Raw genomic sequence first — 12850 nt, forward strand, 5'->3', positions numbered from 1 at the left:
ATTATAATATGAATTTTCTTTGATATCGATAGGACTTTACTTGAATTTTTAACAATGATAAAAAAGACGACTGCGTTCCCCCGCAGTCGTCTTTTTTTATGTTACGCTGTGATCCAAGCTTCGTCAGCTGGATTTTTACGCCACTCTTGTAATTTTTTCGTTTCAGCTTGTCCGATCATACCTTTTTCTGCTGCAACTTCAGTTAATGCACTGTAATCACTTAAAGAATATGATGCTACGTTAGCTGCTTCTAATTTTTCTTTTCCTGACTCTAGCTCGTATGTGAAGATTGATACGATTCCTAATACTTCACAGCCAGCTTCGCGAAGTGCTTCTACACACGTAATTGCACTACCACCAGTTGAAATTAAGTCTTCTACTACTACTACTTTTTGACCTTTTTCAGCTTTTCCTTCAATTTGGTTCCCTTTACCGTGACCTTTTGCTTTACTACGTACGTAGCACATTGGTAAATCCATACGACCGCTTACCCATGCAGCGTGCGCAATACCAGCAGTTGCTGTTCCTGCAATAACTTCTACAGTTGGGAAGTGCTCTTTAATTAACTCTTCTAATCCAGCTGCAATCGCTTGACGTACTTTTGGATAAGATAAAGTTAAACGGTTATCACAATAAATTGGTGATTTCATACCTGAAGACCAAGTGAATGGATCATTCGGTTGTAAAAATACTGCTCCAATTTCTAATAAATGCGATGCGATTTCTTTTTTCATACTGTTACACCTTCCCACTGTTGTTTTACTGTTTTATACGCTTCAAGCGGATTTTCTGCTTTCGTAATACTGCGCCCAACTACGATGTAGCTTGAGCCAAGTTCCCTCGCACGTTTCGGTGTTGCTACGCGCACTTGGTCATTAACATCATCACTTGCAAGACGAATCCCCGGTGTTACTGTTACAAATTCATTTCCGCATACCTCACGTAATTTTGGAACTTCAAGTGTTGAACAAACAACGCCATCAAGTCCACTGTCTTTCGTTAATTTTGCATAATGAGCAACCGCTTCTTCTAACGTTTTCTCAATGCCAATCTCTTTTTTCATCATAGCTTCCGAAGTGCTTGTTAGTTGTGTAACTGCAATACAAATCGGTCTCTCTTTTCCTTCTTGCTTACCTTCCTCTAATCCCTCAATCGCAGCTTTCATCATGCTACTTCCCCCAGCAGCATGAACATTTACCATATCAACATCTAGACTAGCTAGGCTACGCATAGCGCTTTTTACTGTATTCGGAATATCATGAAGTTTTAAATCTAGGAAAATCTTATGTCCTTTTTCTTTTAAGTACGTAATAATTGCAGGGCCTTCTTTGTAAAATAACTCCATACCTACTTTGACAAATAACTCTTCCCCTTCAAAGTGGTGTAAGAATTGTTCTACTTCTTGTTTCCCTGGAAAATCTAGTGCAACGATTAACGACTGTGACATGTTTGCTTCCAGCTCCTTCCTTGACATTCCGAAATATGATCAAATCCTAATTCATCTAGTAATGCTGGTAACTCTTCAATAATTGTCGGACATACGAACGGATCGATAAAGTTCGCTGTACCTACTGCAACTGCGCTTGCGCCAGCGTAGAAGAATTCAATTACATCTTCCGCTGTTTCAATACCGCCCATTCCGATAATTGGAATGTTAACCGCTTGGCTTACTTCATGTACCATGCGAATTGCTACTGGCTTAATCGCAGGACCTGATAATCCGCCTGTACGGTTTGCTAAAATTGGTTTAGCTGTTTTTAAATCTAGACGCATACCAAGCAATGTATTAATCATCGTTAAACCATCTGCACCTGCATTTTCAATCGCTTTTGCAATTTCCACTATGTTTGCCACGTTCGGTGACAATTTCACGTATACAGGTACTTCAGAAACCTCTTTTACTCGCTTCGTTAAATCAGCAGCAATTTCAGGATTTGTACCAAAGGCGATACCACCTGTTTTTACGTTTGGACAAGAAATATTTAATTCTAGTGCATGGACATTAGGCGCTTTAGAAATTTCCTTCGCAACCGCTACGTAATCCTCAGCCTGTGAGCCTGCAACGTTTGCAATAATTGGAAGGTCAAATTGTTCTAACCATGGTAATTCCGAATTCATTACTTTGTCTAATCCCGGGTTTTGAAGTCCGATTGCATTTAACATGCCGCCTGGTGTTTCAGCAACACGAGGCGTTGGATTTCCATAACGTGGTTGTTCTGTCGTCGCTTTAATCATGATTGATCCTAGTACACTTAAATCGTAAAACTGTGCATATTCACGACCAAATCCAAAGCATCCAGATGCCGGTATAATTGGATTTTTTAATGATAATCCTGGTAATTCAACTTGCAATCTGTTCATAGTACAACCTCCCCGATTGGAAATACTGGTCCGTCGCTACACACCTTCTTGTAAGAATGTCCACTTGGATCTTCTTGTAAGTGGCATACACATGCGAAACAAGCTCCAATACCACAGCCCATACGCTCTTCTAATGAAATATATGCTTTTTTCTCTTTGTAACGTCCTTCTAATGCACGAAGCATCGCTAACGGGCCACATGAATAAAGAATGTCAAATTCGATTCCGTAATTATCAATTACATCTGTGACAAATCCTTTTGTACCGTGTGTACCGTCTACTGTCGCAACGTACGTATCACCAAGTTCTGCAAATTTTTCTTCATAGAAAACAACATCTTTCGTTTGAAAACCTAAGATGTGAATCACACTTACACCCTTTGCAACGAGGCGCTGTGATAATTCATAAAGTGGTGGTACACCAATTCCCCCGCCTACTAGTAAAGCTGTTTGACCAGCTTCTGCTTCTTCTACAGGAAAACCGTGTCCTAATGGTCCTAGTACATCTATCATTTCACCTTGTTTTCTAGTTGCTAATGTTTTTGTCCCTTGTCCTTCGGCACGATATAGCATTGTAAATTCGTTCTTCTCTTGATCTACATTACAAATACTAATTGGGCGGCGCAGAAGGGGCGCAATGCCCTCTGCTACCTTAATGTGTACAAACTGCCCTGGTTCGTTCATTTGCTGTACTAACGTTCCTTGAAGCACTAATTCGTAAATGTTTTTTGCGATTTCTTTTTGGTTAACGACAATCATATTTTGCTTTTGCATCATGCATGTACCACCTCGTGACGCTTTGTTTGCGTAATTTCTTTCATTGAATGAGCTGAGAATGTCATAGATTCCAATACTCGTAAGATTGCTCTCGTTGTATCAAGTGATGTTAAGCAAGCCACACCATTTTCTACTGATTCACGGCGAATGCGGAAACCATCACGCGCTGGTTGTTTGCCTTTTGTTAATGTATTGATTACAAACTGTGCTTTTCCTTGACGGATAATATCAAGTAAGTTATAGTCTTCAGAATCAATTTTGTTTACCACTTGCACTGGAATATTTTGCTCTGCTAACGATTGTGCTGTTCCAGCTGTTGCTAATAAGTTATAACCGATTTCGTGGAAACGTTTTGCAATTTCCATTGCCTCTTCTTTATCTTTATCCGCTACTGTGATGATTACTGATCCGTGCGTTGGGATGTTAATTCCAGAAGCAACTAATCCTTTGTATAATGCTTTTTCAAGCGTTAAGTCTTTACCCATTACTTCCCCTGTTGACTTCATTTCAGGTCCTAATGTTGTATCAACTGAGCGTAGTTTCGCAAACGAGAATACCGGCGCTTTTACATATACTTCTTTCTCTTCTGGGTGATAACCAGTTCCGTATCCTTGCTCTACTAAGTCTTGACCTAAAATAACTTTCGTTGCAACATTCGCCATCGGTACGCCCGTAATTTTACTTAAGAACGGTACTGTACGACTCGCACGTGGGTTTACTTCAATTACGTACACTTGATCTTTGAATACTACGAACTGGATATTTAGTAATCCAACAATGTTTAAACCTTTTCCAAGTGCAATTGTATGTTCAATGATTTGTTCTTTTAGTTTTTCAGATAAGCTTTGTGGTGGGTATACTCCAATTGAGTCACCAGAGTGAACTCCAGCGCGTTCAATATGTTCCATAATACCTGGAATGAATACATTCTCACCGTCTGAAATTGCATCTACTTCAATTTCTTTACCAACCATGTAACGGTCAATTAATACCGGATGCTCTGCATGAACTTTAACTGCATTTTTCATGTAGTGCAGTAATTCTTCTTGACGATATACGATTTCCATCGCACGTCCACCTAGTACGTAAGACGGTCTTACTAATACTGGATATCCAATTTCTTCAGCGATTGCTACTGCTTGTTCTACAGTTGTTGCTGTTTTACCAACTGGTTGCGGGATACCAAGCTGTGTTAGAGCTGCTTCAAACTTATCACGATCTTCTGCGCGGTCTAAATCTTCAAGTGATGTTCCTAAAATTTTCACACCGTGTTCTTCTAATTTCGCCGCTAAGTTAATTGCCGTTTGTCCACCGAACTGAACGATAACACCTTCTGGCTTTTCTAAATCGATAATGTGCATTACATCTTCAATTGTTAATGGTTCAAAATATAATTTGTCAGAAATACTGAAGTCTGTTGAAACTGTTTCTGGATTGTTATTAACAATGATTGCCTCATATCCAGCTTCTTTAATTGCCCATACAGAGTGAACAGTTGCGTAGTCAAACTCAACACCTTGACCGATACGGATTGGACCAGATCCTAGAACTACTACACTCTTACGATCTGTTCTAACCGATTCATTCTCGTCACCATATGTGCTGTAGTAGTATGGTGTTGCAGATTCAAACTCTGCCGCACAAGTATCTACCATTTTATAAACAGGAGTTATATTGCTTTCTTTACGCATATCGTAAATTTCACGCTCTGTTTTATTCCAAGCTGCTGCAACGTAGTGATCGCTGAAGCCCATTTCTTTCGCAGTTTGTAGTACTTCCATATTTCCTACATTCGCTTTTACTTCACGTTCCATATTTACGATGTTTTCAACTTTTTGTAAGAAGAAGAAGTCCATTTCACACCATTCGTTGATTTCTTCTTTCGTTACACCTTGACGAATTGCTTCTGCTACAATAAACAGTCGCTCATCATCAGCTTTTATAATGCGTTTTTTCATTGTTTCTTTATCAAGTTCTTTTAAATGCTCTAACTCTAAGTGATAAACGCCAAGTTCTAAAGAACGAACCGCTTTTAATAATGATTGCTCTAAGTTACGTCCGATTGACATAACTTCACCAGTTGCCTTCATTTGTGTACCCAGTGTTCTGTTTGCTGATTCAAACTTATCAAATGGCCAGCGCGGAATTTTTGAAACGACATAGTCTAATGCTGGCTCGAAGCAAGCGTATGTTTTTTGCGTTACTGGGTTTATAATTTCATCTAATGTTAGACCGACTGCAATTTTTGCCGCTAGCTTCGCAATTGGATATCCAGTTGCTTTAGATGCTAGTGCAGATGAACGACTTACACGCGGGTTTACTTCGATTACATAGTATTGGAAGCTATGTGGATCAAGTGCAAGCTGAACGTTACATCCACCTTCAATTCCTAATGCACGAATAATTCGTAATGAAGTGTTTCGTAACATTTGATATTCACGGTCACTTAATGTTTGGCTCGGTGCTACTACGATAGAATCACCTGTGTGAACTCCAACTGGATCGATATTTTCCATATTACATACTACAATCGCGTTATCATTTGAATCACGCATTACTTCATATTCAATTTCCTTACAACCAGCAATGCTCTTTTCTAATAAACATTGTGTTACTGGACTATGTTTTAATCCACCTGATACGATTTCAATTAGTTCTTCTTCATTACTACAGATTCCGCCACCTGTTCCCCCCATTGTAAATGCTGGGCGAACAATAACTGGATATCCAATTTCTTTTACAAATTCATGTGCTTCTTCTAGCGTATGAATGATGGTACTAGATGGAATTGGTTCATTTAATTCCTGCATTAATGTACGGAATAAATCGCGATCCTCCGCTTGCTCAATTGCTGATAATTTCGTTCCTAAAATTTCAACTCCACACTCTTCAAGTATGCCTGATTTCGCAAGTTCAACAGCCATGTTTAAACCTGTTTGACCACCTAATGTTGGTAAGATTGCATCTGGACGTTCTTTACGAATGATACGGCTTACGAATTCTAGTGTTAATGGTTCTATATATACTTTATCTGCTGTTGCAGTATCTGTCATAATTGTTGCTGGGTTAGAGTTAACAAGGATTACTTTGTAACCTTCTTCTCTAAGAGATTGACAAGCTTGTGTACCAGAGTAGTCAAACTCTGCTGCTTGCCCAATTACAATTGGTCCTGATCCGATTACTAAAATTGTGTTAATGTCTAGGCGTTTTGGCATAACTCTTCCCCTTCTTTCTTGAAGTTTTCAATCATTTCTAAGAAATCTTCGAATAAATCATTTGCATCTTCTGGTCCTGCTGAAGCTTCTGGATGGTATTGCACTGTAAATGCTGGGAACTTCGTATGACGAAGACCTTCTACTGTTCCATCATTTAAAGCGACATGTGTAATTTCAAGTTCTGTATTTTTAACTGATTCTTCTTCTACTGCGTAACCATGATTTTGAGATGTAATTGCTACTTTTCCAGTTGCAAGATGTTTTACTGGATGGTTTAAACCACGGTGACCGAATTTTAACTTACTTGTATTCGCACCAGATGCTAGAGCGAATAGTTGATGTCCTAAGCAAATTCCGAATAAAGGAACTTTACCGATAATGTCTTTTAACATTTCAATTGCTTCTGGTACATCTTTCGGATCTCCAGGTCCGTTACTTAACATAATTCCATCTGGGCTAAGGCGTAAAATTTCTTCTGCTGTTGTATTGTAAGGTACTACAATTACATCACAGTCACGTTTGTTTAATTCTCGTAAAATACCATGTTTCATTCCGAAGTCTACAAGTACAACTCGGTGTCCACGGCCTGGGCTTGGGTATGGATCTTTCGTTGATACGCGTTTCACGTGATCTGTAAATACTGTCGCTTTTAATTGGCTCACGATGTATTCTACATCTGCATCCATGTTACATAGACGTCCACGTAATGTACCGTATTGACGAATTTTTCTCGTTAATTTTCTTGTATCAATTCCTGCTAACCCTGGGATATTTCTTTCTTTTAAGTAATCATTTAACGAAATTTCATTACGGAAGTTTGATGGGTGATCACAAATTTCGTTTACGATTAAGCCATTTACAGATGGGTGAATCGATTCAAAATCGTCACGGTTAATGCCGTAGTTTCCGATTAATGGGTACGTGAATGTTACGATTTGACCGCAATATGATGGATCAGATAATGTTTCTTGATATCCAGTCATTCCTGTTGTAAATACAACCTCACCTGACTTTTCAATTTCGCCTCCGAAACCTTTTCCAATTAATACTGTTCCATCTTCTAAGATAAGTTGTCTTTTCATACTAATGCACTCTCCTTTTGCCATGCGATCTTACCACCAACGATTGTCATTACCGGCCATCCTTGGCATTTCCAACCTGCGAATGGTGTATTTTTTCCTTTTGATAAGAATGTTGTTGGGTCAATCTCTTCTTCTTGTTCTAAATCAATGATTGTAATATCAGCTGTTCTACCTTCTTTCAGGCGACCTGCTTCTAAGCCGAATGTATCAGCTGGCTTTTCTGTTAAGAATTGAATTAACTGCTCTAATGTAATAATTCCTTTTTTCACAAGGTTTGTGTATAGAAGTGGGAATGCTGTTTCAAAACCAGTAATTCCGAATGGCGCTCTTTCAATTCCTTGTGCTTTCTCTTCCGCTGTATGCGGTGCATGGTCAGTTGCGATCATATCGATCGTTCCATCTAGTAATCCTTCAATTAATGCTGCATGGTCTTCTTTTCCACGAAGCGGTGGGTTCATTTTAAAGTTAGGATCAACTGATGGGATATCATCTTCACATAACACTAGGTGATGTGGTGTTACTTCTGCTGTTACTTTAATTCCAGCTCGTTTCGCATCACGGATTACACGTACAGAACCTTTTGTACTTACGTGACATACGTGATAGTGACAATCTGCTGCTTCAGCAAGCAGTATATCCCTTGCAATATGTACAGATTCACATACTGATGGGATACCGTTTAATCCGTGTTTCTCAGAAAACTTCCCTTCATGTACACAACCTTTATTAATAAGCGTATTCTCTTCACAGTGCGCAACTACTGCCATATTTAATTTCGCTGCACGTTTCATAGCCGCTAACATCATGCTAGCATCTTGTACGCCTACGCCGTCATCTGTGAAAGCAAATGCTCCAAGTTCTTTTAATGTTTCGAAATCTGTCATTTCAGAACCAGCTTGACGTACTGTAATTGCTCCGTATGGTAGTACGTTGACATGCGCTTTTTCTTTAATACGTTTTTGCAGGTCTTCCATATGTTCTCTGCAATCTGGTACTGGGCGTGTATTTGGCATTGAGCAAATTGTAGTGAATCCACCTTTTGCCGCTGCTAGTGTACCTGTTTCAATTGTTTCTTTATGTTCACCACCTGGTTCACGAAGATGTACGTGTACATCTACTAATCCAGGTGCGATTAAATTTCCGTTCACTTCGATTACTTCAGCATTATCTGCCGTAATATTTTCTGCTACCTTAGCGATTTTACCGTCTTGTACGAGAAGATCTGTTGCTACGATTTTTCCTTCTTCATTCATATAACGACCATTTTTAAACAAGTAATTCATGTTTCATTCCTCCTAATACATTTGGTAAGGCGCGTTTTAGTACAGCCATTCTTACGTAAACTCCATTTTCCATTTGTTTAAATATGCGTGAACGCTCACACTCAACAAGTTCACTTGCAACTTCAACATCACGGTTTACAGGAGCTGGATGCATAATAATGCTTCCTTCTTTCATACGCTTTTCTCTTTCCACTGTTAATCCGTGTCTCTCATGATACTCTTTCATAATGTCTGTTTCATACTGATCATGACGCTCATGTTGTACACGAAGTAACATCATTACATCCACTTCTGGAACAAGTTCATCCAATGGTTTGTATGTTCCAAATGTGCTGTCTTCATCTTTCCACTCTTCTGGACTTGCAAAGTAAATTGTTGCACCCAGTTTCGTTAATGCTTCTGCATTAGAACGTGCTACTCGGCTATGACGAACATCTCCTACTATCGCAATCTTTAATCCTTCAAATCTTCCAAACTCTTGTTTAATTGTAAGAAGATCGAGTAGGCACTGCGTTGGGTGGTTTCCACATCCATCTCCAGCGTTTAAGATTGGGATATTTACCTGATCTTTTAGTTCATCGAAGTAGCGATCTTGCTCATGGCGGACGATCACCGCTTTTGTTCCGATTGATTCTAGTGTTCGTATCGTATCGTATAGAGTTTCTCCTTTTTGTACGCTAGATGCATCCGCTGAAAAGTTTAAAACATCTAGTCCTAATCTCTTCTCAGCAACTTCAAAGCTAAATCTCGTTCTCGTACTATTCTCAAAGAACAAGTTCGCAACAAAAGTTTGCTCTGTCGTTTTGCTCTCTTTTCCATTCGCGAAATCTTCTGCGTCTTTTAGGATTTCTGAAATTTCTACTTCCGATAATTCACTCATCGTTAACAAATGGCTCATCGTCATCCCTCATCTTTCTGATTTTTATGTTACCACTTTTGTATTTTTATAACAACATTTGTATAAAAATACCCTAATCATGTAAGACTAGGGTGCAAGGAAGAAGCCACCCTTTTCTGTCTCACAGGACTGAATTAAAAGGTTATTATTATGAAGCAATCTGCTTAGGTTGTTTTATTTGTTTCGTTTCCGGTAGTAGTAGATTTAACAGTACACCTACAATTGCTGCTAGTGCCATTCCTTCTACTTGGAACGATTCTCCTATGTGAAGTACCGCTCCACCAATACCGATTACTAGTATTACTGATGCAATCATTAAGTTTCGTTTGTCACTTAAATCTGTTTTATCATCTACCATCATGCGTAATCCGCTTGATGCAATTACACCGAATAGTAAGATTGATACCCCACCCATAACTGGTGTTGGGATCGAATGAATCAGCGCAGAAATCTTACCTATAAATCCGAACATGATTGCGAATACTGCTGAACCGATGAATAAGTATACACTGTATGCTCTCGTAATTGCTAGCACACCGATGTTTTCACCATACGTTGTATTCGGTGGCCCACCGATTAGTGATGCGATTAATGTTGCTACTCCGTCACCGAAGATCGAACGGTGTAAACCTGGTTTTTCAATTAAATCTCTTTTAATAACATTTCCAAGTACAATTTGATGTCCGATATGTTCTGATATTGTTACTAGTGCAACTGGTACCATCAAGAGTACAATCTTCCATGAAAACTCTGGTGTGTATGTGACAAATGGTACTGTGAAATCTGGTACAACAAACCATTTTGCCTCAGCTACCGGCTTTAAGTCTACTAGCCCTTGGAAGTAAGCGAAGATATATCCGCCGATAATGCCAAGTAACACTGGTATGATACTGAAAAATCCTCTTCCGAATATCGAGCATATAATTGTAATTGCTAATGTTACTAATGCTACTGAAAAGTGTATAAAGCTATATTTGCCATCCGCACCGTTCATCGCCATATTAACTGCTGTATGTGCTAACGCTAAACCGATTACCATTACTACCGGTCCAACTACGATTGGCGGAAGTAATTTCATAATCCACTCTGATCCTGATTTCTTAATTCCGAGTGAGATTAAGATGTACACAAGCCCTGCTAGCAAACCACCAAGCATTGCTGCTCCCGGTCCACCTGCCGTTTTCGCTGTTATAATCGGTGCGATAAAGGCGAATGATGATCCTAGATAGGCAGGTACTTGACCTTTCGTTATAAGAAGAAACGCTAACGTTCCTAATCCACTTGATATTAATGCTACTGATGGATTCAATCCTGTTAAAAACGGAACAAGCACTGTTGATCCAAACATCGCGAACAAATGTTGTATACTCAAAAATAACCATTTTCCCGGTTTCGGTACTTCATTAACGTCTAACACTGGCTTTTGTTCCATTGTTACATCCTCCTTCAGTTTAAATCTTTGCAATAAAAAAACTCTTTGTGCCTGTGCACAAAGAGTCCTACACTTTCGTATGCCAAATTTGACATATGAAAGCCAAGACCCTTTGGCAGCCTCACAGGACTACATTTAAAAGGGCTTTACTTATCGTATATGCTTACTCGATCTTGTTGATCTGTCTCTTGCAAATCAACTTCGATACGCTCTTCACTTGATGTTGGAATGTTCTTTCCTACATAATCAGCGCGAATTGGTAGTTCACGATGACCTCTATCAACAAGAACCGCCAGTTGGATTTGAGATGGTCTACCTAAATCCATAAGAGCATCCATTGCTGCTCGAACTGTTCTTCCTGTATATAACACGTCATCCACAAGGATAACTTTTTTCTTCGTAATATCTACAGGGATATCAGAACCTTTTACAAGTGGTTCTTTATTTTTGGATTGCAGTGTTAAATCATCACGATATAACGTAATGTCTAACTCTCCAACTTCCATTTCTTTTCCTTCAATTTGACCAATTCGTTCTGCCAAACGTTGTGCAATAAAAATTCCACGAGTTTTAATTCCGACAAGAACACAATTATCGACACCTTTATTTCGTTCCACGATTTCATGACTAATTCGTGTTAAAGCACGGCGAATCATTTGGTCATCTAAAACGACAGCTTTCTCTTGCATGCTCTACACCTCCAAGCTTTTTTTCTTGCGTGAGAGTAATGGTATAAAAAAAGTCCTCTCAGCGTGTGCGAGAGGACTTTTGAAAAAAGGGTACAGCATACCCTAAGTATTTCAAACCGTTACCTTCTCAACCTCACGGGGCTGTGTTAAAGGATCATTATTTAACTGTTGTCAGTATCTCAGTTTTCTTGTGATTTGTCAATACTATTTCCGTAAAATATTTAATGCTTCTTCAAATACTTCTGGAATCGGTGCCTCAAACTGAATATATTCACCAGTACGAGGATGATCAAAGCCTAAAATACCTGCATGAAGTGCTTGTCCATTCATATCTAACGTTTTCTTGGGACCATACTTCGGATCTCCTGCAAGTGGATAGCCAATATATTTCATATGAACACGAATTTGGTGCGTACGTCCCGTTTCTAAGCGACATTCTACAAGTGTAAAGTCTTTAAAGCGTTCTAACACTTGGAAGTGAGTAACAGCATTTTTACCATTTTCATCAACTGTCATACTTTGACGCTCTTTCTTATCACGACCAATTGGTGCATCGATAGTCCCCTTATCATGCGGGATAACACCGTGCACAATTGCTTTGTAACGTCTTGTTACTGTTTTTGCTACAAGTTGATTTACAAGTGATTCATGCGCCATATCATTCTTAGCAACCATTAATAATCCAGATGTATCTTTATCAATACGATGCACAATACCTGGACGCATTACACCGTTGATACCTGATAAATCTGTACAATGGTGCATAAGGCCGTTTACAAGCGTACCACTTGTATGTCCTGGCGCTGGATGTACAACCATACCACGTGGTTTATTTACAACAAGCACATCTGCATCTTCATAATAAATTTCTAAATTCATATCTTCTGGTTGAATATCTAACGCTTCTGGATCAGGAATCGTTACTGTAATTTCATCTTCTTCTTTTACTTTATAATTCACTTTTACTGCTTTCCCGTTTACTGTCACAACATCATCTTTAATCCATTGCTGTACTTGTGAACGTGACCATTCGTTATTTATTCCTGCAACGAATTTATCAATTCGCTCATTTTTTTGCTCTTCTACAACTGTTACTTGTACTACTTCACTCATT

11 protein-coding genes are annotated in these 12850 nt (G+C 39.0%); all 11 read right to left on the reverse strand.

Annotated features, from left to right (window positions below):
* Window positions 1–101 precede the first annotated feature (101 nt).
* The 11 genes from pyrE to DOS87_RS21680 all read right to left on the reverse strand — a co-directional run bounded on the left by pyrE (window position 102) and on the right by DOS87_RS21680 (window position 12849).
* Window positions 102–734, reverse strand: coding sequence for an orotate phosphoribosyltransferase (gene pyrE / locus DOS87_RS21630; RefSeq protein ID WP_000711463.1), 633 nt, complete (start codon window positions 732–734; stop codon window positions 102–104).
* Entirely contained in the window at window positions 731–1447 is a 717-nt protein-coding gene (gene pyrF / locus DOS87_RS21635; protein ID WP_000083509.1) for an orotidine-5'-phosphate decarboxylase, read from the reverse strand. The genes pyrE and pyrF overlap by 4 nt, the downstream gene beginning before the upstream one ends.
* Window positions 1432–2361, reverse strand: coding sequence for a dihydroorotate oxidase B catalytic subunit (gene pyrD, locus DOS87_RS21640; RefSeq protein ID WP_001081049.1), 930 nt, complete (start codon window positions 2359–2361; stop codon window positions 1432–1434). The genes pyrF and pyrD overlap by 16 nt, the downstream gene beginning before the upstream one ends.
* Window positions 2358–3137 carry a dihydroorotate oxidase B electron transfer subunit gene (gene pyrK, locus DOS87_RS21645; RefSeq protein ID WP_098577801.1) on the reverse strand — a complete coding sequence of 260 codons (780 nt, stop codon included), beginning with the start codon at window positions 3135–3137 and terminating at the stop codon, window positions 2358–2360. Before pyrK ends, pyrD begins: the two co-directional genes overlap by 4 nt.
* Window positions 3134–6352, reverse strand: coding sequence for a carbamoyl-phosphate synthase large subunit (gene carB, locus DOS87_RS21650; protein ID WP_001126139.1), 3219 nt, complete (start codon window positions 6350–6352; stop codon window positions 3134–3136). The genes pyrK and carB overlap by 4 nt, the downstream gene beginning before the upstream one ends.
* Entirely contained in the window at window positions 6337–7434 is a 1098-nt protein-coding gene (locus DOS87_RS21655; RefSeq protein WP_000828669.1) for a carbamoyl phosphate synthase small subunit, read from the reverse strand. The genes carB and DOS87_RS21655 overlap by 16 nt, the downstream gene beginning before the upstream one ends.
* Window positions 7431–8717 carry a dihydroorotase gene (pyrC, locus tag DOS87_RS21660; RefSeq protein ID WP_001108387.1) on the reverse strand — a complete coding sequence of 429 codons (1287 nt, stop codon included), beginning with the start codon at window positions 8715–8717 and terminating at the stop codon, window positions 7431–7433. Before pyrC ends, DOS87_RS21655 begins: the two co-directional genes overlap by 4 nt.
* Window positions 8701–9615 (reverse strand): aspartate carbamoyltransferase, encoded by a 915-nt coding sequence (gene pyrB, locus DOS87_RS21665; RefSeq protein WP_086402774.1) that lies wholly within the window; start codon window positions 9613–9615, stop codon window positions 8701–8703. The genes pyrC and pyrB overlap by 17 nt, the downstream gene beginning before the upstream one ends.
* Before the next feature lie 148 nt (window positions 9616–9763).
* Window positions 9764–11047, reverse strand: a complete 1284-nt coding sequence (uraA, locus tag DOS87_RS21670) for a uracil permease (protein WP_016098906.1) — start codon at window positions 11045–11047, stop codon at window positions 9764–9766.
* Window positions 11048–11193: 146 nt separating this feature from the next.
* The gene (gene pyrR / locus DOS87_RS21675; protein WP_001156491.1) at window positions 11194–11736 is read right to left on the reverse strand and encodes a bifunctional pyrimidine operon transcriptional regulator/uracil phosphoribosyltransferase; all 543 of its coding nucleotides are present in this window, start codon (window positions 11734–11736) and stop codon (window positions 11194–11196) included.
* A 204-nt stretch (window positions 11737–11940) separates the two neighbouring features.
* Window positions 11941–12849, reverse strand: coding sequence for an RluA family pseudouridine synthase (locus tag DOS87_RS21680; protein ID WP_000005854.1), 909 nt, complete (start codon window positions 12847–12849; stop codon window positions 11941–11943).
* Window position 12850 lies beyond the last annotated feature (1 nt).

Source organism: Bacillus sp. CR71, from assembly GCF_003429245.1.
Classification (GTDB): domain Bacteria; phylum Bacillota; class Bacilli; order Bacillales; family Bacillaceae_G; genus Bacillus_A; species Bacillus_A thuringiensis_S.

Excerpts from the sequence above, each read along its gene's own strand:
- pyrF (WP_000083509.1), bottom strand. The coding sequence starts at position 1,447 with ATGTCACAGTCGTTAATCGTTGCACTAGATTTTCCAGGGAAACAAGAA.
- pyrK (WP_098577801.1), bottom strand. The coding sequence starts at position 3,137 with ATGATGCAAAAGCAAAATATGATTGTCGTTAACCAAAAAGAAATCGCA.
- pyrB (WP_086402774.1), bottom strand. The coding sequence starts at position 9,615 with ATGAGCCATTTGTTAACGATGAGTGAATTATCGGAAGTAGAAATTTCA.
- DOS87_RS21680 (WP_000005854.1), bottom strand. The coding sequence starts at position 12,849 with ATGAGTGAAGTAGTACAAGTAACAGTTGTAGAAGAGCAAAAAAATGAG.
- pyrD (WP_001081049.1), bottom strand. The coding sequence starts at position 2,361 with ATGAACAGATTGCAAGTTGAATTACCAGGATTATCATTAAAAAATCCA.
- DOS87_RS21655 (WP_000828669.1), bottom strand. The coding sequence starts at position 7,434 with ATGAAAAGACAACTTATCTTAGAAGATGGAACAGTATTAATTGGAAAA.
- uraA (WP_016098906.1), bottom strand. The coding sequence starts at position 11,047 with ATGGAACAAAAGCCAGTGTTAGACGTTAATGAAGTACCGAAACCGGGA.
- pyrE (WP_000711463.1), bottom strand. The coding sequence starts at position 734 with ATGAAAAAAGAAATCGCATCGCATTTATTAGAAATTGGAGCAGTATTT.
- pyrC (WP_001108387.1), bottom strand. The coding sequence starts at position 8,717 with ATGAATTACTTGTTTAAAAATGGTCGTTATATGAATGAAGAAGGAAAA.
- carB (WP_001126139.1), bottom strand. The coding sequence starts at position 6,352 with ATGCCAAAACGCCTAGACATTAACACAATTTTAGTAATCGGATCAGGA.
- pyrR (WP_001156491.1), bottom strand. The coding sequence starts at position 11,736 with ATGCAAGAGAAAGCTGTCGTTTTAGATGACCAAATGATTCGCCGTGCT.